General features: G+C 39.1%; 20 protein-coding genes. 8 read left to right on the forward strand and 12 right to left on the reverse strand.

Going from position 1 to position 19,584, the window contains the following annotated elements:
• Nucleotides 1–11: 11 nt before the first annotated feature.
• The gene (locus KN1_RS11190) at nucleotides 12–599 is read right to left on the reverse strand and encodes a hypothetical protein (RefSeq protein WP_221287680.1); all 588 of its coding nucleotides are present in this window, start codon (nucleotides 597–599) and stop codon (nucleotides 12–14) included.
• Nucleotides 600–684: 85 nt separating this feature from the next.
• Between KN1_RS11190 and purE the strand changes: the two genes are divergently transcribed.
• From purE to KN1_RS11205, 3 genes are read left to right on the forward strand one after another with little or no spacing between them, the layout of a single operon-like run.
• Nucleotides 685–1,158, forward strand: coding sequence for a 5-(carboxyamino)imidazole ribonucleotide mutase (gene purE, locus KN1_RS11195; protein WP_221287682.1), 474 nt, complete (start codon nucleotides 685–687; stop codon nucleotides 1,156–1,158).
• Nucleotides 1,130–2,227 (forward strand): 5-(carboxyamino)imidazole ribonucleotide synthase, encoded by a 1,098-nt coding sequence (locus KN1_RS11200; RefSeq protein WP_221287684.1) that lies wholly within the window; start codon nucleotides 1,130–1,132, stop codon nucleotides 2,225–2,227. Before purE ends, KN1_RS11200 begins: the two co-directional genes overlap by 29 nt.
• Nucleotides 2,224–2,562 (forward strand): winged helix-turn-helix domain-containing protein, encoded by a 339-nt coding sequence (locus KN1_RS11205; RefSeq protein ID WP_221287686.1) that lies wholly within the window; start codon nucleotides 2,224–2,226, stop codon nucleotides 2,560–2,562. The genes KN1_RS11200 and KN1_RS11205 overlap by 4 nt, the downstream gene beginning before the upstream one ends.
• A 5-nt stretch (nucleotides 2,563–2,567) precedes the next feature.
• On the opposite strand, the gene KN1_RS11210 is transcribed toward KN1_RS11205, so the two are convergent.
• From KN1_RS11210 to KN1_RS11225, 4 genes are all read right to left on the reverse strand, one after another.
• Nucleotides 2,568–2,843 (reverse strand): hypothetical protein, encoded by a 276-nt coding sequence (locus KN1_RS11210; protein ID WP_221287687.1) that lies wholly within the window; start codon nucleotides 2,841–2,843, stop codon nucleotides 2,568–2,570.
• The gene (locus KN1_RS11215) at nucleotides 2,840–3,154 is read right to left on the reverse strand and encodes a hypothetical protein (protein WP_221287689.1); all 315 of its coding nucleotides are present in this window, start codon (nucleotides 3,152–3,154) and stop codon (nucleotides 2,840–2,842) included. Before KN1_RS11215 ends, KN1_RS11210 begins: the two co-directional genes overlap by 4 nt.
• Nucleotides 3,155–3,159: 5 nt before the next feature.
• Entirely contained in the window at nucleotides 3,160–3,555 is a 396-nt protein-coding gene (locus KN1_RS11220) for a hypothetical protein (protein ID WP_221287691.1), read from the reverse strand.
• 187 nt (nucleotides 3,556–3,742) lie between these two features.
• Nucleotides 3,743–5,746, reverse strand: a complete 2,004-nt coding sequence (locus KN1_RS11225) for a protein kinase domain-containing protein (protein WP_221287693.1) — start codon at nucleotides 5,744–5,746, stop codon at nucleotides 3,743–3,745.
• A gap of 578 nt (nucleotides 5,747–6,324) precedes the next feature.
• Here KN1_RS11225 and KN1_RS11230 point away from each other — a divergent pair.
• On the forward strand, nucleotides 6,325–7,911 hold the full coding sequence (locus tag KN1_RS11230; protein ID WP_221287695.1) for a cbb3-type cytochrome c oxidase subunit I: 1,587 nt from the start codon (nucleotides 6,325–6,327) through the stop codon (nucleotides 7,909–7,911).
• A 147-nt stretch (nucleotides 7,912–8,058) separates the two neighbouring features.
• Nucleotides 8,059–8,244: a hypothetical protein gene (locus KN1_RS11235; protein ID WP_221287697.1), complete on the forward strand. Its 186-nt coding sequence runs from the start codon at nucleotides 8,059–8,061 to the stop codon at nucleotides 8,242–8,244.
• Here the strand turns inward: KN1_RS11235 and KN1_RS11240 are convergent.
• The 6 genes from KN1_RS11240 to KN1_RS11265 form a co-directional block, all read right to left on the reverse strand.
• Nucleotides 8,241–8,621: a RidA family protein gene (locus KN1_RS11240; RefSeq protein WP_221287698.1), complete on the reverse strand. Its 381-nt coding sequence runs from the start codon at nucleotides 8,619–8,621 to the stop codon at nucleotides 8,241–8,243. The two genes, KN1_RS11235 and KN1_RS11240, sit on opposite strands and share 4 nt — an antisense overlap.
• A 17-nt stretch (nucleotides 8,622–8,638) precedes the next feature.
• Nucleotides 8,639–9,046: a DUF3211 domain-containing protein gene (locus KN1_RS11245; protein ID WP_221287701.1), complete on the reverse strand. Its 408-nt coding sequence runs from the start codon at nucleotides 9,044–9,046 to the stop codon at nucleotides 8,639–8,641.
• A gap of 416 nt (nucleotides 9,047–9,462) precedes the next feature.
• Nucleotides 9,463–10,284, reverse strand: coding sequence for a CBS domain-containing protein (locus KN1_RS11250; protein WP_221287705.1), 822 nt, complete (start codon nucleotides 10,282–10,284; stop codon nucleotides 9,463–9,465).
• A 56-nt stretch (nucleotides 10,285–10,340) separates the two neighbouring features.
• Nucleotides 10,341–12,164 carry an amylo-alpha-1,6-glucosidase gene (locus tag KN1_RS11255; protein WP_221287707.1) on the reverse strand — a complete coding sequence of 608 codons (1,824 nt, stop codon included), beginning with the start codon at nucleotides 12,162–12,164 and terminating at the stop codon, nucleotides 10,341–10,343.
• Between the two features lie 9 nt (nucleotides 12,165–12,173).
• Nucleotides 12,174–14,027, reverse strand: a complete 1,854-nt coding sequence (locus KN1_RS11260) for a glycoside hydrolase family 15 protein (protein ID WP_221287709.1) — start codon at nucleotides 14,025–14,027, stop codon at nucleotides 12,174–12,176.
• A complete protein-coding gene (locus KN1_RS11265; protein WP_221287711.1) occupies nucleotides 14,024–15,280 on the reverse strand; it encodes a DUF4954 family protein in 1,257 nt (418 codons plus the stop codon). Before KN1_RS11265 ends, KN1_RS11260 begins: the two co-directional genes overlap by 4 nt.
• A gap of 39 nt (nucleotides 15,281–15,319) precedes the next feature.
• Between KN1_RS11265 and KN1_RS11270 the strand changes: the two genes are divergently transcribed.
• Genes KN1_RS11270 through KN1_RS11280 form a run of 3 tightly spaced genes read left to right on the forward strand, consistent with a single transcriptional unit; the run spans nucleotide 15,320 to nucleotide 18,995 of the window.
• On the forward strand, nucleotides 15,320–16,651 hold the full coding sequence (locus KN1_RS11270; RefSeq protein ID WP_221287712.1) for a glycoside hydrolase family 57 protein: 1,332 nt from the start codon (nucleotides 15,320–15,322) through the stop codon (nucleotides 16,649–16,651).
• A complete protein-coding gene (locus KN1_RS11275) occupies nucleotides 16,648–18,357 on the forward strand; it encodes a glycogen/starch synthase (RefSeq protein WP_221287720.1) in 1,710 nt (569 codons plus the stop codon). The genes KN1_RS11270 and KN1_RS11275 overlap by 4 nt, the downstream gene beginning before the upstream one ends.
• A gap of 35 nt (nucleotides 18,358–18,392) precedes the next feature.
• A complete protein-coding gene (locus tag KN1_RS11280) occupies nucleotides 18,393–18,995 on the forward strand; it encodes a sulfite oxidase-like oxidoreductase (protein WP_221287722.1) in 603 nt (200 codons plus the stop codon).
• A gap of 3 nt (nucleotides 18,996–18,998) precedes the next feature.
• Here the strand turns inward: KN1_RS11280 and KN1_RS11285 are convergent, their stop codons facing one another.
• The gene (locus KN1_RS11285; RefSeq protein WP_221287724.1) at nucleotides 18,999–19,577 is read right to left on the reverse strand and encodes an XdhC family protein; all 579 of its coding nucleotides are present in this window, start codon (nucleotides 19,575–19,577) and stop codon (nucleotides 18,999–19,001) included.
• Nucleotides 19,578–19,584: the final 7 nt, after the last annotated feature.

Here is a 19,584-nt window from a genome sequence, read left to right on the forward strand (position 1 = left end):
GATGGAAAGATTTAAATAGTGGTTGGCTTAAACTCGTAGAGTTCTATATAACATACGTCTTCACAATTCTTTTTAATCTCATCGCCATATAATGGTATCCCGTTCACAATTTCTACTATATAAGACTTATTTATAACTAGAAAATAATACACGGATTCGTCTTTGGGAAGTGTGTCTAAGAGTTTGAGTAGACCTTTATAGTTAGTATAGAGTTTAAGCTTTAGTTTCTTCTGTATCCTACTTGTGGGTTCAAATTCGGCTTTTATTACAAAGTTAATTAAGTTACTTAAAACCTTGTTTTTTATTACTTTTCCCGCCAGTCCCCAACTACTCAGATTGACCTTTATCCTGCTGGAGTAATCGTCCAACGGGATGACTCCTACGTCTATCTTACATGAACCAAACTTGGTGTGAAGGAGTAAAGATACAGAGTTTTCCTCTATCTTTCTTATTATTTTGCCCCTTATTTTTACTCCTAAAAGCGTTGTCTCAAAAGTATCGTTATCAACAACAGTAAAACCCAAGCTCTCTAAGAAGTCATTCTTGGACAACATTAAAATGAGCTCTTCAGCCCTACGTAATAATGTGATCTCATTCATTCATGTATAGTATTAACTTAAATCTTAAATAAATTTTTCCAATTAAAGCCCTTTAGCTTAAATTTCTCTATACAAAATACTAAATATGCCTAAAGTAGCCGTCATTATGGGAAGTAAGTCAGACTGGGAATACATGAAAGAAGCTGTTGAAGTACTAAGAAACTTCGGGGTAGAAACAGAAGTTAGGGTGGTGTCAGCCCACAGGACTCCTGAGTTCATGGTAGAATTCGCTAAATCTGCCGAAGAGAAAGGTATCGAGGTAATAATAGCAGGGGCTGGAGGTGCAGCACACCTGCCCGGTATGACCGCTTCATTAACACACTTACCCGTGATAGGTGTCCCGATACCTTCAAAGAACCTGAATGGGCTAGATTCCTTACTCTCCATAGTCCAAATGCCTTACGGTATTCCGGTAGCTACGGTCGCTATAGGAGGAGCAAAGAACGCCGCATTATTAGCTATAAGAATTTTAGGCATAAAGTATCCTGAGTTAGCTGAAAAAATGAAGAAATTCATGGTGGATATGAAAAATGAAGTCCTTAATACAAGACTTGAATAAGAAAATCGCCATATTGGGTGGAGGACAGCTGGGTTGGATGATGATACTTGAGGGGAGGAAATACCCTTTTACATTTTATGTTATGGATGAGCCTGATGCACCGGCCTGCAGGATCGCTGATAAGTGCTTTAGACCAGAAGACTATAAGGAGATGATTGAAAAAGCAGATGTGGTCACGTTTGAATTTGAGCATGTAAAAGATGAAGCCCTGAACTATGCTGAGGAACAAGGTAAGCTGTACCCAGACATTAATGCTGTAGAACTCAAAAGAGAAAGGTGGAAGGAAAAAACATATTACAAAGACCATTCTTTACCTACTCCCAGATTCTATGTCGCTGAGGACGGAGAGGAGGCCCTGAAAATACTTAAGGAGGAGTTCAATAACATAGGAGTATTGAAACAGAGTAAGGGAGGATATGACGGTAAAGGTCAATACTTCATTAGGGGTGACGTAGACAAGTACCTGTTTATAAAGGATATGAAGTGCAAATTTGTCGTAGAAGAGTTTGTAAATTATGACTATGAGGCTTCTATAATAGCAATGAGAGATAAAAACGGTAACTTTAAGGCATATCCACCTACTTTCAATTATAACGAGAAAGGGATCTTAATATACAATTATGGTCCGCTCAATGACATCAGGTTTGAGGAAATAGCGAGAAGGCTTGCCGAATATTTAGGATACGTAGGCACTATGGGCATAGAGTTCTTTGTGAGGAACGGAGAGATCCTGATAAATGAGTTTGCACCGAGAGTCCATAATACCGGTCACTACACTTTAGATTCGGCTTTCATTTCCCAGTTCGAGCAGCACTTGAGGGCCATTGGTGGTATGGAGTTAGGTGATACGAGGCTACTATCTTATGGTGGTATGGTAAATATTTTAGGGACTGACAAAGTCCCACCAGAGGTGTCAAAGTTCGGAAAAGTGTATTGGTACGGTAAAAGTGAAGTGAAAAAGAGAAGGAAGATGGGCCACATAAATGTAGTAGGTGAAGATTTAGAGGATGTAAAGCAAAAGATTGATAATATTATTAGTCTAATATATCCTGAAGGCTTTGATCTATGAGAATAAAGTTCAAGATTTGGATAGAAACTGATGACGGTAAACCTATTATAGGTAAAGGTGGGGTTAAGCTTCTAGAGAATATAAAAAACACGGGGAGTATTGCAGAAGCAGCAAAGAATGTAAACGTATCCTATAAGTTTGCGTGGGAGTACGTGAAGAAGATAGAAGGGCTATTGGGTGGAATAGAGACAAAAAAGGGCGGTAAGGGTGCTGGTGGGACTGTCCTATCTGAAAAGCTGGAGAAAATCCTCGAAATATATCAGGAAGCAGAAAACGAAATCCAAGAAGTTATAAAAAAATATGAGAAAAAATTAAACGAGTTAAATTCCAGCTAGGACCTTCACAGCCTTAAGGACTGAGGGACTTGTATAGCTAACTTAGAAATTATTGCTTTCTTCACCTCATCTTTTTCAAACCCTATGCACTGTAATGCTACCAATTTATTCTTACTAATATCCACATCCAATACACAAACAGAGTTATAGTTTAAGCTCCTGAGAATTATTTTTGTTATAGCCCCAGGTTTTATTTCCACCTTATATGTTACCTCAATGCCATGGACTAACAACTTAAATTTCTCGTCATCTATCCATTGTACATCTTTAAACACTATCACCTTTCTATCACCACTGTTATATCACCTTTCTTGCATAGTTTCTGGTTTTTAAATAAGGGCTTAAGATCCTCTTGTAACGCCCTAGCTACACACTCGCAGTGTTCTCCTCCTTCCATGATCTCGTACTCGAAGATATAGTTAGAAAGGAATGGCGGAGGTCTGTAATTTCCTAAATTCTCATGGACGCAGTCTACATATAATACCTTACTCTGAGTCTTGATAATCACAACTGTATCTTTCATAAATACATACTTCCCTTTAATCTCTGAAGGGAAAACTTTGATCGTTTTGTAAGGGACTTTTATCAACATTTTCCTTACCCGAATATCTGCTTCTGTATTTTCCTGTATATATATAGTACACCTAGCTGAGCTAGGGATAGGACAATTATAATCACTGCCATTAAAACAATGTATAAGGGTAAGGAGAAGAAGTGAAGATAAATTGAGTACACTATGATTGCCATAATCGACTTTATAATTCCGTATGAAACCGCGTCCTTTAATTGTGCAGCTATTAGACCTAGGATTATCCCGTTCAAGATCGCTGAAAATAGAGGCACAGCAAACAAGAGTGAGTATACTAGGTTATCTTTCGCTAGACCTAAACTTTCTAATGCAGTATAAATCGAGGTGGAAAAGAATATATTAATAAGGTAAATGGCAGCACCCATAATCCTGACAGTTTGTAATTGTTTCTCAAGTCCTTCCATATATTTCACTATATTTAACTGTTGTTTTTGAATCTTATATAGTTTTATATTAATGAAAGTATGCAAAATTAAGCACAATTACATAAAAACAATTTTTCTAAAAGTGATAATTAAAAATAAAAACATATTTATATTTATGGCTATCCAAAACTAGGAAAATGTCCTGATTGAATTAGGATAAACTTCCTTATATTTCTATAGTTGAAGTACTAGGATTAGATGTAATGTCGATCCCATAGCTATAACGTATCAGATACTTTAGTTCTCTACTTATGACCTCCATCGATATCTCGCCTCTAAGTCCTCTTTCGATTAAGTCTCTAAACTCTTCAGGGACATAATCCATTCTAGGTTCCACGTTGTAGAAATCTCTCATCACGCTCTCTCTTTTTGAGGGGTTCGTAACTGCCTCTTCAACCTCCCTTTCTAGCCATTCTGGGAAGGGGAAGTTGTTAGTAAGTGCTACATATAGCGAGACAGTGAACGAATAGACGTCAAAGTTATACTCCGCTTTACCGCCAAACCTTTGCAACGGGTGAGCATAATATGGCGTATAGTGGATAACAGGTAAGCCTAATTTAACGGCAGAACCGAGGTCAGAAAGTTTGGGCTCAACCTTACCGCTAACTAATGCATCCAATGCTTCATCTCCGTACTTAGGGAGCCTGGAAGTGAAGAGGACGTTCGAAGGCTTGATATCACAGTGGACATACCCGTTTTTATTAACGTGGACTACGGCATCAGCCAACTTAGAAAATATTACGGCAACTAATTGGCTCCATTTACTCGAATGCCTCAGTGTAGAATATTCGGAATTTACTAGGACTTCTCTTAGGTCGCCCCCCTCCATGTATTCCATAACTATTGCAGGCGGAGAGGAGTAATAATCGGTAAAATTCTCGTCTACAAAACTGGCAAAGATCCTGACAAGATTGGTAGACCCCTTAGATATTTCCTGCATCTTAGCTACCTCATAGAGTAATTCGTCATACCTGAACTCCTTCTTTACCACTTTCATCGCAAACTTCCTCATCCCTTTTTCAACTAACAAGACATAGCCCATACCACCTGTCCCTATAACCTTCTCTACCTTATACCCATAGAGGACATAACCTATCCAACTATTGGGGTCAAATTCGTCCCTAGGAGTGTATAACATGTAAGGTTTAATCTTACTGCAAGCTTCTACTAGCCCTTCTTTACAAGCGAACAAGAACTCTTTCATTGCACCGGAAGGTGAGTTCAATGCCTCAAACGCAAGCCCTTTAAGATATGCGGTTGAGGAGTTTCTCCTGAGCTTCTCTGCTTCCTCGATTATCTTTAAGGCTTGTTCATATTGCTGGTTCTTTACATAAGCGTTAGCTAACGCTAAAAGGTTACTAAAATCTCTCCTGAGCTTAACAGCTTCTTCAAAGTACTTGACGGCTTCTCTATAGTTCTTTTTGGACATAAAATACCAGCCCAATTTAAGTGATGGGGCATCGTAAGTGGGCAGGACTTTTAGGGCTTCAAACAGTGTCTTTACATTTCCGGTCCTGTCAAATTCATCTATTAGAGTATTGACTTTTTCTCTTAATTTTCTTTCTAATTCTCTATATTTATTCTCAGAAAAGAAGGAGTATATTTTTAAAGCTTGTAACTCTTCTCCTACTTTTTCATAACACTCTGCTACGGCTAACGACTCTTCAGGGAACTTTGAGTCCAAGGAGTTGTAGAGCTGTATCGCTTCCTCGCATTTATTCAGTCGCGAGAGAGCAATCACAGCACTCCGTACTACCTCCGGAGTATTATGTTCCTTTAGCATGTATTTGACCAAGTCGTAGCTAGTATCCATATAGTTGATTAGGGTCTTTATATCCCCTTTCTGAACCGGCATACCGTGGACTAATAAATACTGGACGTTTTCTACAGCATTACCCTTAACTTCACCGAAATGTAGGATTATTGAATCGTTAGTCTGAAAGATATACCCCTTCAATTCTTTTATTGAGCCGACTAAAACGGCTTCAACAAGTCCATCTAGTTTAGAAGAGTCATAAACTGGCGTAGATGTGAGTTTAACCCTGCCATTTTCATACCTAATTACGTAACCAATCACGTTTCCCTTTAGCCTCGGTCTCTCTTGAGTTTTCCTCAAAGTGCCGTCTAGGTATAAATAGTATTCTCCATCCTTAGTGAACAGTATAAACATGATTAACTCATTATCAGAAACCAGTATTTAATATACCTACAAATAATACCATTTAAGTGAGTGTGGTTGGTATTATGAGAGTATTATTAAGCCTTTGTCTTTTAAAGAGTTTAATATTAACGCTGGACTACATTCCCTTAAGTATTTTTAGTACTAAATAGAGAGAAGGAGTGTCTGGCAAATTCCTCCAATTGATTTACAACCTCCCACTGTTGTAAACCCAAGTCTTTTAGAGGCGTTAGCACGGGTGCTTATTAAGTTATTCAATCTTTGTATAAACAAGATATTGAACTTGCATGTTGTCATATACGTCTTACAACATTAAGAAGAAAATTACAAGTTGATGAAATCACTGCCTCGACTTATGCAAATGGGATCAAATAATATAAGTTATTTGTATAGCATTTACAGAATTATTCTCAAGCTTTAATTATTTCACAGGCTCTAACTCACTATAGCATCACGATAATTTTTGTAATTTTTGTAATTTAGCAAATTAGATATTTCTACAAAAAAGAAAATTTCGCCAAAAAGTTATAAATTCAAATATTTAATATTAGCTTCAAACTCTGTTAATAATGAAGCAGATAATTTCCTTCGTAAAAGATGTATTCCAACTTGATAAAGACTGGATAACACGAATAACTATGGCGATGATAGTAATGAGTCTTATCTGGGGAGCACTAGGAGTTATTGATGCACTGATGGTTAGAATACAAGAAGCATCATGGGGGGTTGCACAATTACTGCCTCTAACACCTCAAGAATATTATGCTTCAATAACTCTTCATGGGATGAGAGATTTATTCGGGTTTGCTCAGCAACTTGAATTTGCTATTTTTATCTACTTTACATTTAAAATGTTGAAGATAGAACCAAAAGCTAAATGGGTCTTTAACCTATCCTTCATTGTTTTCAATATAGCCTTCATGCTTCTTGAAGGGCCAATACTTTTAGTAAATCAACAAGGGTTCGATAACTATTTTCCATCAGAGGGTTGGTACTACTTAGTTCCATTAGGACTTCCGAACTATTCACTATATGTCGTATCGCCTTTGTGGTATTTTGGCTGGATGTTAATTGACATAGCAACTTATATGCAGACATTGTGGATAATTTACCATTACTATTTAGTAAGTAAAAGTCCCAACAGAGAAAAATTGCCTATCTTCCTTGTGTTCACACTAATGGACGTATTACTATACGCTATAGGATATTCAGGAGAGACAGTGGCGAATATATGGGACATATTAGCTTTTTACGGATTTGTAGGACTCAACCCTATTGCAAATCAGATAGCGTTTGGCATATTATGGCATGCTGTAGTGTACATGGCTTGGTTACCTGCGGTCGGTGCAATGTATCTACTTATACCTATGTTGGCAAACAGACCCCTCTATAGCGATAAAATGGCTAGAGTAGCAGCCGTATTATATTTGTTGTTTTCTAATAACGTCCCAATTCATCACCTTTACATGGTCGATTTACCGATAGCGATTAAAGTGCTAACTGAAATACTAACTTACGGTGTCGTACTACCTTCTCTAATGACATTCTTTAACTTATTAGCGACTGTAAAAGGAGCTAGAGTAGAGTGGAATATCCTTACGGCTTTTACTTCTCTATCATTTGTAGGGTCTATATTTTCTGGCGTAACTGGGATTTCCAATGCGACCATAACATTTGATGCCATCATTCACGAGACTATGTGGGTCGTAGGGCATTTCCATGGATTTATATTGTTATCCATCGTACCAGCAGGGTTTGCTGTACTCTATCTCATGATACCAATGATGACTGGAAGAGGCTGGTATTCTTCAAAGCTAATGTGGGTTCACTTTTACGGTTATTTAGTAGGTTCTTCAATGGTAGTTTTGGGATTTGATGAATTAGGTCTAACTGGACTGATCAGAAAGGCTGAAATCTTTCCTTTATCATCCACATTTATACCAGCTGAACTAATAGCTACTGCTGGTGCATTTATAGCAGATATAGCAACTGTTGTTTGGTTAATTAACCTTGTTTTAACGTTAGTAAGAGGAAAAACAGCTAATGTTACTAGCTTAAATGAATCATTTAGTCTAATTACAATGCAAACAGCAACTATCCTAACGAGAAAAAGAGACTTAATATTTAAAAGCGGTTTTAAGAAGAAAGGGTTATAATTTTTTGCTTTTTCCTTTCATGGTCTCTTGAAATTAAACTACAAATAAAAGAAAAGGGGACTAACCACATCACTTGAGTAGAAAAGCTTATATGAGTGTTTTGATAGTAATAATGATTAAAAAGTAAGTAACAAGAGGGAATAAAACATGGCAGAGACAACATATAAAATAGTCTTTGAGGGGGCATTTTACAAGATAGTGGAGGATGACGAGGCATCGCTATTGCTGTTCGAAGGAAAGCCTATATCAGCGACGTGCATTGAGCACGGTAGCCATTGCAACCCATATGGTTGCCCCCACGTAGAAAGACTAATGAAAAAAGTTTTTTCTTAAACACCTTTCGAGCCTATAACAGCTATTTCGATTAACACATCTTTTGGTAACCTCGAAACTTCTACTGTAACTCTAGCCGGAGGTTTTTCTCCAAAGTACTCGGCGTAGACTGCGTTAAATTCGGAAAACAAGTTCATATCCTTAATATACACGAAACTCATAACTACATCGCTCAAGCTAAACCCTGCAGCGTTTAGCACAGCCTTAATATTTTCTAATACAGCCTTTGTTTGTTCTTTTATTCCTCCTTTCACTACTTCTCCAGTCTTGGGGTCTACTGGTATTTGTCCAGAAACATATATTGTATTCTCGACCTTTATGGCTTGGGAATATGGTCCTATTGGTTTTGGTGCATCGGGCGAGAAAACTATTTCCATAGTGGAAAAATAACATATCAGATTTTACGTTTTATCCTCTCTAACCTAATTTCTTCATCAAGGTTCTTCTCAAGTTTATTTAAGTTAGAATTCACAGCTGGATAACCTAATCTAGCTAATAGTGTACCGTCATGCTCCAGTGTGATCCTTATCGTGTTATCATTAACTTTATTTATCCTTAAGACTCCCCCGCCTTTGTCTGAGTCATAAACGTATCTTATTTCACTGCTCCCTACAAATACTCTACCCGAAACATGATAAGACGTGACTACTAATTTTCCCTCAACATCAAATGTATCTTCATGGACTTTTATCGACGTAACATTTGGAAATATCCTAGGTATTAAGAAAGAAGGATCTGATAGAATCCTCAACACAACATCTATCTCATGCGAGATTTTGACTTCCTTTTCCAATTTCATCATTATAAAACTTGATTTGCAAAGAATTAATTTTTATCCTTAGCCCTCAGGGCTGGAGTCTCTTCAGGAGACTGTAACAACTTTACGTTACTTTTAACTACTTTTGTTCACTCTGAATATGACCTCTATTGTGTTGTGTTTATATTAAGTATTACTTAATAAGTAGGATATTTTGACGGCCTCCCTACTGATGACGGGCTCTGCCCACGAAGTTTTGGAAGTGATAAATACGGATGGGAGTAGTTGCGTCCCCCCAAACTAGCCCCAATGGGGTAAGGGTGACTGTGTATGATCCCTTAGGAGGGTGCACGTGGCGGAGTTAAAAGTAACTATAAGGATAAGTTACACCATAGGCAAACGCGAGCTAAGCTAATAAAGATAGTTAGTATCACTTATATAAAATATGCTTTTTTAACAACTCACTCAGATTTCAAATGTAATTGATAGTGTAATGCAATAATTAGATCCCTCTCAGTTATAATACCCCCTACACTTCCATCTTCTTTCAGTATAAGCAGGGAACCCACCTTCTTCATGATCATTATACCTGCTGCCTCGTTTATTGACTTCTCAGGGTCAATAGCCAGCACGTCTTTCGTTGCAACTTGAGACACCTTTTTAGTGAAGAACATTTCAGGGTCACTTTTCAGCACAGCTTTTGTAAAGAGCTTTAGAGCGTCCGCAGCTGTAATTATACCAATAACCTTCTGTTGGTCATTTATTATGGGTAACCTCCTAAACCCCCTCCTGATCATCAGTTTAACTGCTTCAAACACAGGAACGTCCTCATATACCGTGGTGACTTTCTTCGTCATGAATTTCTTGACTGGGAACAGTTCGTCTAGGTCTTGAAAGATAAGGAGGAACTCTCTCTCAGTTATTATGCCCGATACTTTTTTCTCTTTGCTTAATACAGGTAATGCCCCAAAGTTTCTAGCTACCATTAAAGTTAACGCGTCCATAACGTCATCGTCTTCATAAGCAAAGACAGGCTTAGGGGTCATAACCTGGGCTACTCGTTTTTCGATCAGTGCGAATATATCTCCCCTATTGCATCCCTCCTCACATCTATCGGTTACAAAGGTTAGTAAGTCACGGGTAGAAATTATCCCTTCAATACTATCATTGGTTACTATAACTCTTCCGATCCCCCTAATGTTCACTTTTTTAAACGCCTCTACCAGCTTGTCTTTTACTGTGACTATTGGTGGGTCAGAAAGCATGAGTGTTTTAATTATCATGGTTTTCCTATTTTATCTGCTCGTTTATAATTCTTACCTTCTACGTAAAAGTTAAGCTAAATCCCTATAACTTTGTTAAACCCCCTATAGACCTCGGCGACACTCCAAGCTTGGGCTATACACCCGCCTGCTAAGTAAGGCGGAATATCTTCAAATAACTCAGGGATATATCCATTATTTTCCTTAATTACATCTAGAAGTGGCCTGAAGACATCTATGAGCATCTTAGCTTTAATTACGTCGTTTTCTACTTTCAGTTTTGCGTCTATATACGCACCTATAAGCCACGGCCATATAGGACCGTTATGGTACGCTTCGTCCCTACTAGCCCTATCACCCCTATATATAGGTTTATACCTAGGGTCTCTCATAGAAAGAGTACTGAGTCCATAAGGCCTTAAAAGCTCATTCTCCACCGTAGTCAACATAACCTTTCCCATCTCTGGGGGTAAGACGTTAAAAGGGAGGGAAAGGGAGAAAATCTGGTTGGGCCTGATCGACTTATCGGGTATCATGTATTGGTCTATATAATCGTAAAGCCCCCAACTGGTAACGAATTTCTCATTAAAGGCATTCTTTACTTTCTCCGCCATTATTCCGTAGTCTTGGTTGTCATTAAACATTTTGGAAAAGAAGTCCATTATCATTAAAGCGTTATACCATAACGCGTTAATCTCTACCGCAGCCCCTTCTCTAGGTGTTACAATTCTACCGTTATAACTGGCGTCCATCCACGTCCTTGGGGCCCCTCTGTGGAATAATAAGTTATCTTTTAAGTAAACTATACTATTCCCCTTTGAGTACCAGTCTATTATTTCTTGGAGTTTAGGGTAAACTCGCCTAACATACTCCTTATCACCACTATATGTATAGATCTTATAGACCGCGTTAACAGCCCACAGGCTAATATCTACTCCAACATAAATCGGCTCTCCTTCGGGTGTTATGTGGTTCGGCAATAGGCCTTTCTCCATATAACTTAGATACCTATCAGTTATTTCTTCAGCTAATTTATAGAGCCCGTTCATTAAAAGGATACCTTCCATTGAAATAAAAGTGTCTCTCCCCCACTCATCGAACCAGTGGTACCCGGCAATAATCGCCCACCCGTCTTTCCCCCTCACTAAGAAATCTGTAGAAGCTGAGGCTAAGAGCTTTAACACGTCGTAGGGGCTTTCCTTTGGTTTTTCAAAACCTGCCCTATCGTAATAAATGTGAACCGCTAAGCTATTATTTTTACTCGTAGCACAAAACGGGTTGTATAGGTCTTCTTTATAGTTAGAGCCCCTTTCGAAGTCAAGTAAATAAAAGAAGTTATAATACCAATATCCGGTAAGCTCTACGTCAACCCCGCTTTCGAACAGAAAATTTAGGAATGACGTACCCTCTTTCATTACTTTAACCTTCTGGCCCTGATAAGACACATCAAAAAACAGAGACTTTGGTGTTACCAAGTGGTGGCTACGGTAAGTGACTAATGGGCACACCCTTATCTTGCCCTCACTTGTCTTATACTCTACGGTTATAGCGTTCTCGAATTCATGAGCAATTAAAGTCTTTTCGACTTTCTTATCATTTATCTCATAAATCCACTTTACGTAATTCCTCCCCCACTTGAACTCTTTAAGGTATTTATAGCCTTCTGGGTAATACGCACCTTCATAATGGTTTGCAGACAAGGGGAACTCTCCTTCATCTGTTATTAAATAGTCCTCAAATTTTGACAGCATTAAGTACCTTTTATGAGGTTGGTTAAGGGGGACTACTAAGTATCCGTGATAAGTCCTCGAATTTATACCGCAGATAGTAGAGGAAGAATACCCTCCAGTCCTAAGCGATAAAAGCCACTCACGCCTTTCACATTCCTCGGGTGGTAACACACTTTAAATTTAGTCATTACTAGTTATTAGCTTATCTAAAGTAATGATAAATTCCGAATGAGACCATACCAAAGGCATTACAGAAGAGCTCTGTAAAGTATCTGGGTATACTTGTTCAGGCAAAAGGCCGGTAGGTAAAGCCCTATCCATGACCCACTTAACGTATTTCATTGCTTTCTGCATGTCTTGTATTTCAGCATAGTACTGGGCAACCCATAAAGTAGTTATTATCCAAGGGTTAGGGAGTGGCCTTTCCCTCCTATAATAGTCGTTTTCATACCTGATTATGCCACCGTTAACAGTCAAGAGGTCTTCAATGATCTTTATAGTATTTTTCATTATTGGGTGTCCTGCATCGACCATCTCAAAGAAGAAAGGAGAATACATACTCGCATCTACTGTTAAGTCCTTATTCCCGTTTTCGTCAAGACGCCTTATAAATCTATCATTATGTACCATCCTCTTCAAAGCTTCCTCTTTAATGTACCTAGCAATAGTCACCATGTCTCCTGAAAGGACTTCATCCCCCATATCTGATACAAGTTTAGAAGCCGACTTCAGAGCACCGTATACTGTTGACACGGTATAGATGTGTATCCCGTACCTCTCTTCCCATAAGTCAAAACTCGGTTTAGGTAAACCGTCTTCTATGTACCTCATCATGAACCTTACAGCCGGCTTTACAAAGTCCTTATAAACTGAAACTAGTTCGTCAATGTCTTTATAATATTCATAGTGTTTAGCTATAGCCCACACTTGCAATGCTGTCTCATCTTCTTGTATCGGGTAAATCCTTTTACCGTTCATGAGCCATGGGTGCCATGAACTAGCCAACGTACTGTCGGGATTATATTTGTGGAAAAGGAACCCCTCTTCACTAACTAATTTTGAAATAAACGCGTAGTGTTTTACCGCTAAGTCACCGTAGCCCGCTAGGTCTAACGCATGGGCAGTTATTGCACTGTCCCTAGGCCAGCAATAAGTATACGAATCACCGTATACACCCACAAAGCTATAGTCAGAGGAAGCTATTATTGAACCGTTTTGATCCATGTGGTTTTTTATCACTAAAAGGCTAATCTGGAATAAGTCTTTGATCTTGTCGTCCACTTCTTTTAGCTCAAACTTATCGAACCAATTTTTCCAAAACATATAAGAAGTAGTAAATGAGGACTCGATCTCTGTAGAAGTTACCCTTTTTAACAGTTTCCTCAGCCCTTGCAGAGTCCTGTCAAACGCTATCGCAAGGTATGCCTTCTCGCTTCCGAGGGGGCTTAACGATAGTTGTAGAGCCAGTGCAGACTGTACGTTACCGTTTTCAATAGTCTTGCCGATGAGGTTGCCGTCTTTCACGTCCTCAAATACGTCATTTTTGCCTACTGTAAATTCGTTAAACTCTTTCATAATCCCTAACAGTTTAATCCCGACATACCTCTTGGCCTTATAGTGGATAATTGAAGTAGTCTCGGGGTCAAAGAACGCTGTGTCTCCATAAGGGTTAGAATAAAGGTCTAGGTCAAATAAAAATATCAATTTAGCCCTTATAACTTCAGTTGACTTATTGTAGACTTTTATTACTCTGTAAAAAATAGGCTCGTATAGGTCCGTAAAATCATATGACAGTAAAGAGATTTTACTATTAATATCTGCCTTTACTTCAGCAATATTTGTATTGTTCAAGTAATTTAGGTTAACCCGCCATTCTGTATCTTGATAAAGTCTATCCGTAAAAATGTATTGTCTTACAGGTTTTCCGTTAGTATGGTTTTCCATTCCCACGTATGGGTAATATAAGTCGATGATCCTTCCTAATTCGTCAAGGTTCACTAATAGTTTGCCGTTACCTACGCTTAAGACCCTCATGTGAGCACAGTATCGTATAACTTACTTTCGGCGTTAATAAGCTTATGAGGATATATCTTTGAATTTACTATCTCACTACCTTCGCCTATTACTACATCTTCAGCTATTACACTATTAACGATCTTTGTAGGCCTCGACTTCGAAGACCTTATCTCTACATGCCTAGCGACTATTGAGTTTTCTATTACTGCATAGTCTCCTATATAGCACCTATCCATTATAGAGCTCTTCACTATCTTTACACCTTCGCCTATTATAGTGAAATTGTCAATGCTGGACTCTTCAATATATGTCTTCTTACCTATCTGACAATGCCTCCCAATTAGTATATCGCCTTCCAGTTTTAGCTCACCTTTCTTATACATCCTCTTTATCGCTATCCTTCTCTTCCTCGAGTCCGGGCTAGTACCTTGTACAAATATCCTCCTATTAGGGTCTATCTTAATACCGTGCATATCTCCCGCGTCGAGGTACTTTAACAAAGTAAGCATAGCGTCCAGATACCTAGCAGGGGTACCTACGTCAAACCAGAGATCATTTGTTATATAACCGTATATTGGATACCCCTTCTTTATCAGGTAAGGGATTATGTCCTTTCCAAAGTCCATCTTTCCCATTTTATACATCTCTTGCACTTCATTGCTCTTGAACACCTTCCTTATCTCCGGGCTAATGACATATAGACCGGTGTTTGCCAAGTTTGTTGGCGCTTCCTCTTTTTTCGGTTTCTCTACAAACCTCCTAATCCTGCCGTCACTCTCCAACTCAGCTACTCCGAATTCTTCTACGTTGTCTACGGGTTTAAGGACTATAGTCATGAAAGCGTTTTTACTTTCATGGAATTCCAAGACCTTTTTTACGTCAAGTTTAAATAAATTGTCCCCTTGGATTACTATGAAAGGCTCCTGAATATCATAATATTCCAAGTTAATCCTCACGGCGTCAGCATTCCCTATACTGTCCACCCTCGGTTGGTACTTAAAGTGGACTCTGGGTTTTATATGGTACCTGGCTGAAAAACCGATGCCTTCTTTATACAAGTCAAAGAGCGATCGATAATTTACGTAACCCCTTACTCCGAATATTATTTCCTTTATACCTTGTTTTACAAGTTCTAGTAAAGTATACTCAATTAAAGGTCTATTCAGCAGTCTTACAGCTGCTTTTGAAGTCTCTACCGTAAGAGGTCTAAGTCTTGTCGCTTCTCCTCCTATTGGTATAATTACTTTTACATCCTCTATCTTGATCGACATCAATAATAATTTTTATACAATCACTTATAAAACATATATATGAGGCACGTTAGCCTAGGCTTTGAAGTACACCAACCTTTTAGGATAAGAAAAGACTTCCTGTGGAACCCCATATACAGAAGTGAGGTGCTGAGTAAGTTCTTTGACGACTCTCTAAATAAAGAAGTCTTTGAAAGGGTAAAAAGGAAATGTTACATACCTGCAACAAAGATTATCCTTGAAGAAATTGAGAGGGGAGAAAATGAAGGATACGACGCTAAGTTCTTTTATTCCGTTTCAGGGACGTTTTTAGAGCAAGCAGAGAAATGGGGTAGGGAAGTAATCGAGCTATTACAACAGCTCTCATATACTAAAAAGGTAGAATTCCTTTCCCAGACCTATTACCATTCAGTCACAAGCCTTTGGGCTGACTTGGATGAGTGGAAGGAACAAGTTAAAAAACATAGGGAACTCATCAGGGAACTCTTTGGGCAAAACCCTATAACATTTGAGAACACTGAACTATTAGCAAATTTTAGGATAGCTAGTGAAGCTGAAAAACTAGGGTTTAAGGCGATAGTCACTGAAGGAAAAGAAAGCTTGCTAAAAGGTAGAAGCCCTAACCACGTGTATAAAGTGAAGGGGACTAATTTGTCCCTCTTCTTGAGGAACTACAGGCTTAGCGATGACATAGCCTTTAGGTTCTCTAACAGAAACTGGGACCAGTACCCGTTAACTGCAAAGAAGTTCGCTGACTGGGTAAGCTGGTCAGAGGGTGATACTGGTATGATCTTCGTAGACTATGAGACATTCGGTGAACATCACTGGCCTGAAAGCGGGATACTGGACTTCCTACGTTGGTTACCGAGGGAACTCTACAAGGCTAATGTAAAGATGATACTCCCCAAGGAAGTATACCAGAACGTATACGACGAACTACCTCTAGACCAGACAGTTTCTTGGGCTGACGTAAATAAAGATGAGTCGAGCTGGTTAGGGAATATAATGCAATGGGCATATGACGAGATGGTACGGAGGACTGAAATGTTAGCAAAAGAACTAGGTGGGGATTACTTAAAGGCGTGGAGGTACTTCACCACCAGCGACCATTATTACTATATGTTCCTAGGTACAGGGGGGCCGGCTGAAGTCCACTCGTATTTCAGTTCTTTCAATTCCCCAATAGATGCTTTTATTAATGAATTCTATGCAATTACCCTATTTCAGGAGGAAATGCGAACGAAATTAAATATTAATAATGAACCGTTCATATTTCACTTAAACGGTCAAAGGGGGAAAGAAGTCTGGACTTTGAAGCAATTTTACGACGTAGTGAAAACCCACCCTGAATATAAGGAATTGGAAAAATATGTTAGAGAGTGGGCTAAATGAAAAGATATGAATCCCTTTGGATGCCAGACGAAATAAAAAACATCTGGATGATCTCGGTTGAACTTACTAAAGTGGCTAGCCTTGGAGGACTAGGACCGGTAGTATATAATCTAAGTAGAGAGCTAGCTGGGCAGGGCTACAAAGTAACAGTGATAATGCCGAGCCACGGAAGGCATTTTGACCCCAAACTAAGGGAATACCTTTCCCTAAAAGACCTCCCTTTAGTAGCTGAAGGGGATAGAGTAGGCCTAGATGGCAGAAAATACCATTATAAGCTAGGTTTTGAGGAAGGCAAACTGGACGGTTTTAACGTGGTCTTAGTAAAAGGTTTAGACCATTCTACCGGAGTAATAATGGATGACTGGAATATCTATTCGAACATTAATGAAAAATCGGCGCTCCTAGCACGCGGAGTAATAAAATATTCCGAGTTCTCTATACCGTCTAATGTCCCTTCTATAATCCACGTCCATGACTGGCACTCGGTATTAGCAGGCGTAGGGGCTAAACAGACCTTCGAAACTAGGAGGATAATAGTCCCCCTAATCTACACTATCCACTTACTGAATAAAGTAGGATTCCCTTGGCACTATGCTTCCGAAGATTGGGCTGGCCTACTGAATTGCCCCCACTATATCTGGAAGGTAATAAAACATGAACTATATACCACAAGACAAGTATGGGATGAACTATCCTCGGGGTTAATTGAAAAGTTCGGAGCGTATGAGGCTGATATGCTAGCTACTGTAAGCAAAAGTTACCTTACTTACGACGTCTACAACTTCATCGGTAACTGGATCGAAAATAAGAGCTGTGTGACTTATAACGGGACTGAATGGAATGTAAACGAAGCAGTAGAATACGCTAGGTCTAGGTTCAACACCACCGAGAGGGAGACGGTAAGGAGAAGGTTATACGAAGAGTTGGAAAGGTTGAGAGTGATCCCGGAAGACTATGTAACAGGGAACCTATTATGGAACAACAGGTTCAGGATAGGTATCAAAGACGACTGGACATATTCAAGGCTCGATGACGGTCCCTTAGTGCTATTTGCTGGTAGAATGGTTTATCAAAAAGGAGTAGACTTGCTGGTCAGGGCATTCAGGGAAACACTTAACGTGATCCCTAATGCTAGGTTAGTAGTCCTCGGTTTACCTTCCGGTGATTACGGTCTATTACAAGACGTTATAAACAAGTCATCCGAAATGGGAGGAAACGTTAGGCTAATAATATCTTCATCATTACCTAAAGACATCTACAAATTATTCTACTATGCCTCGTCTGTATTTGTAATACCGTCTAGGTGGGAGCCTTTTGGGCTAGTATCTGTAGAAGCCATGGCTTTAGGAGCCCCTGTAGTGGCATACGCAGTAGGAGGACTTAGAGAGACAATAGTAGACATTAGGGAAGATAGTAAAAACGGTACAGGTTTCTTAGTAGAACCGGAAAATATATGGGAACTAAGTAGGGCTATTACAACTTCTCTGTTACTATCTATGGCTACAGAGAAAAAAGACGTCTCCATACTAGATAATAAGAGTTTATTATTCAAGCCTGAGGACGTAAACTATTGGAATAAAGTCAGGGAAAATAGCATTAGAAGAGTAGAGGAAAACTTTAGGTGGTCTGCCTCAGTAAAACAACTCCTCAGCTGTTACTCAAAAGCTCAGACTATGGCTAAATACAGAGTATTAGCATCATTCTAATACCACTTTATTAACTTTATACGTGATTTTTAGTCGTGCAAGAACAAATTCCACCCGGACAAAAATACGTTAAAAAGTTCATATACTATGCGGCGTTAGGAGTACCAGATGTAGATGTAAATACTTACAAACTGAAAATTTTCGGTGAGGTCGAGAAGAAACTAGAATTCAGTTATGAAGAACTACTTAAAATGATCGACGTTGAATATACTAAAGATTTCCACTGCGTGACAGGTTGGAGTGTAGCTGGTGTAAAATGGGAGGGGGTAAAAATAAAGACATTGGCTGAAATGGCAAAGGTCAAAGACTCAGCCAAATGGGTTATCTTTTACTCACTCGATGGTTATACCTCTGTAGTGCCGGTAGAGGACGCATTATCTGAAGACTCTATAGTAGCCCTAAAGATGAACGGAAAGCCCTTAGATATAAAGTCAGGGTTCCCTGCCCGTCCTTTTATACCCCACCTCTACGGATGGAAAAGTGCAAAGTGGCTTACTGCTATCCAGTTCACCACTGAATATCAAGATGGATTCTGGGAGGAGAGGGGATATCACGAAAGAGGTAATGTGTGGGAGGAAGAGAGGTTTAAGGGAAAAGGGTTCAGTCATAGCGGTTTAAAAAGAAGACCTATACTTTAAACCCTATTTCACTTCTTCGAAGATTTTTTCGAAACCTTTTACTTCTCTAAGTGGCCTCCCGCTCCCCCCTCTTTCCACCGTAATAATCTCGGCTAATATGCTTAACGCTATTTCTTTTTCGCTTTTAGCACCTATATCCAAGCCCGCAGGTATCCTCAGCCTCTTAAGTTGCTCAACTGGTATCCCTGCTTCTAGGAGTCTCCTCATTATAACTTTTGCCCTCTTTATGCTCATAACTACGGCGATCTCCTTAGCTCCACCTATTATTGATTTCATTATAGCCCATGTATCATAAACGTGTTTAGTAGCTATTACTACATATTTCCCTTTTACGACTTCATCTGGGACTTTAAACGAGTCGCCTTTTATCACTTCATCAGCTTCATAAGCTACATCATCTGCAAAAGGGTCTACTACTGTAACCTTAAACCCCAGGTCTTTTAAATACCTAGAGAGGATCGGTGCAACACTTATACTCTTCCCAGTGCATTTACTCTTATCGACTTTGACACTATCCCTATCACAAAATACCGGTTCTTCTGCCTCTGCTTCCCTACTCGAAGTGAAGATAACTACATCCATACACAAT

Source organism: Stygiolobus caldivivus (genome assembly GCF_019704315.1).
Classification (GTDB): Archaea; Thermoproteota; Thermoprotei_A; order Sulfolobales; family Sulfolobaceae; genus Stygiolobus; species Stygiolobus caldivivus.

Coding starts and splice junctions, on each gene's coding strand:
- KN1_RS11235 (WP_221287697.1), top strand. CDS start 8,059: ATGGCAGAGACAACATATAAAATAGTCTTTGAGGGGGCATTTTACAAG.
- KN1_RS11245 (WP_221287701.1), bottom strand. CDS start 9,046: ATGATGAAATTGGAAAAGGAAGTCAAAATCTCGCATGAGATAGATGTT.
- KN1_RS11200 (WP_221287684.1), top strand. CDS start 1,130: ATGAAGTCCTTAATACAAGACTTGAATAAGAAAATCGCCATATTGGGT.
- KN1_RS11215 (WP_221287689.1), bottom strand. CDS start 3,154: ATGTTGATAAAAGTCCCTTACAAAACGATCAAAGTTTTCCCTTCAGAG.
- KN1_RS11220 (WP_221287691.1), bottom strand. CDS start 3,555: ATGGAAGGACTTGAGAAACAATTACAAACTGTCAGGATTATGGGTGCT.
- KN1_RS11205 (WP_221287686.1), top strand. CDS start 2,224: ATGAGAATAAAGTTCAAGATTTGGATAGAAACTGATGACGGTAAACCT.
- KN1_RS11240 (WP_221287698.1), bottom strand. CDS start 8,621: ATGGAAATAGTTTTCTCGCCCGATGCACCAAAACCAATAGGACCATAT.
- KN1_RS11285 (WP_221287724.1), bottom strand. CDS start 19,577: ATGGATGTAGTTATCTTCACTTCGAGTAGGGAAGCAGAGGCAGAAGAA.
- KN1_RS11265 (WP_221287711.1), bottom strand. CDS start 15,280: ATGTCGATCAAGATAGAGGATGTAAAAGTAATTATACCAATAGGAGGA.
- KN1_RS11250 (WP_221287705.1), bottom strand. CDS start 10,284: ATGATAATTAAAACACTCATGCTTTCTGACCCACCAATAGTCACAGTA.
- KN1_RS11190 (WP_221287680.1), bottom strand. CDS start 599: ATGAATGAGATCACATTATTACGTAGGGCTGAAGAGCTCATTTTAATG.
- KN1_RS11260 (WP_221287709.1), bottom strand. CDS start 14,027: ATGAGGGTCTTAAGCGTAGGTAACGGCAAACTATTAGTGAACCTTGAC.
- purE (WP_221287682.1), top strand. CDS start 685: ATGCCTAAAGTAGCCGTCATTATGGGAAGTAAGTCAGACTGGGAATAC.
- KN1_RS11225 (WP_221287693.1), bottom strand. CDS start 5,746: ATGTTTATACTGTTCACTAAGGATGGAGAATACTATTTATACCTAGAC.
- KN1_RS11230 (WP_221287695.1), top strand. CDS start 6,325: ATGAAGCAGATAATTTCCTTCGTAAAAGATGTATTCCAACTTGATAAA.
- KN1_RS11275 (WP_221287720.1), top strand. CDS start 16,648: ATGAAAAGATATGAATCCCTTTGGATGCCAGACGAAATAAAAAACATC.
- KN1_RS11270 (WP_221287712.1), top strand. CDS start 15,320: ATGAGGCACGTTAGCCTAGGCTTTGAAGTACACCAACCTTTTAGGATA.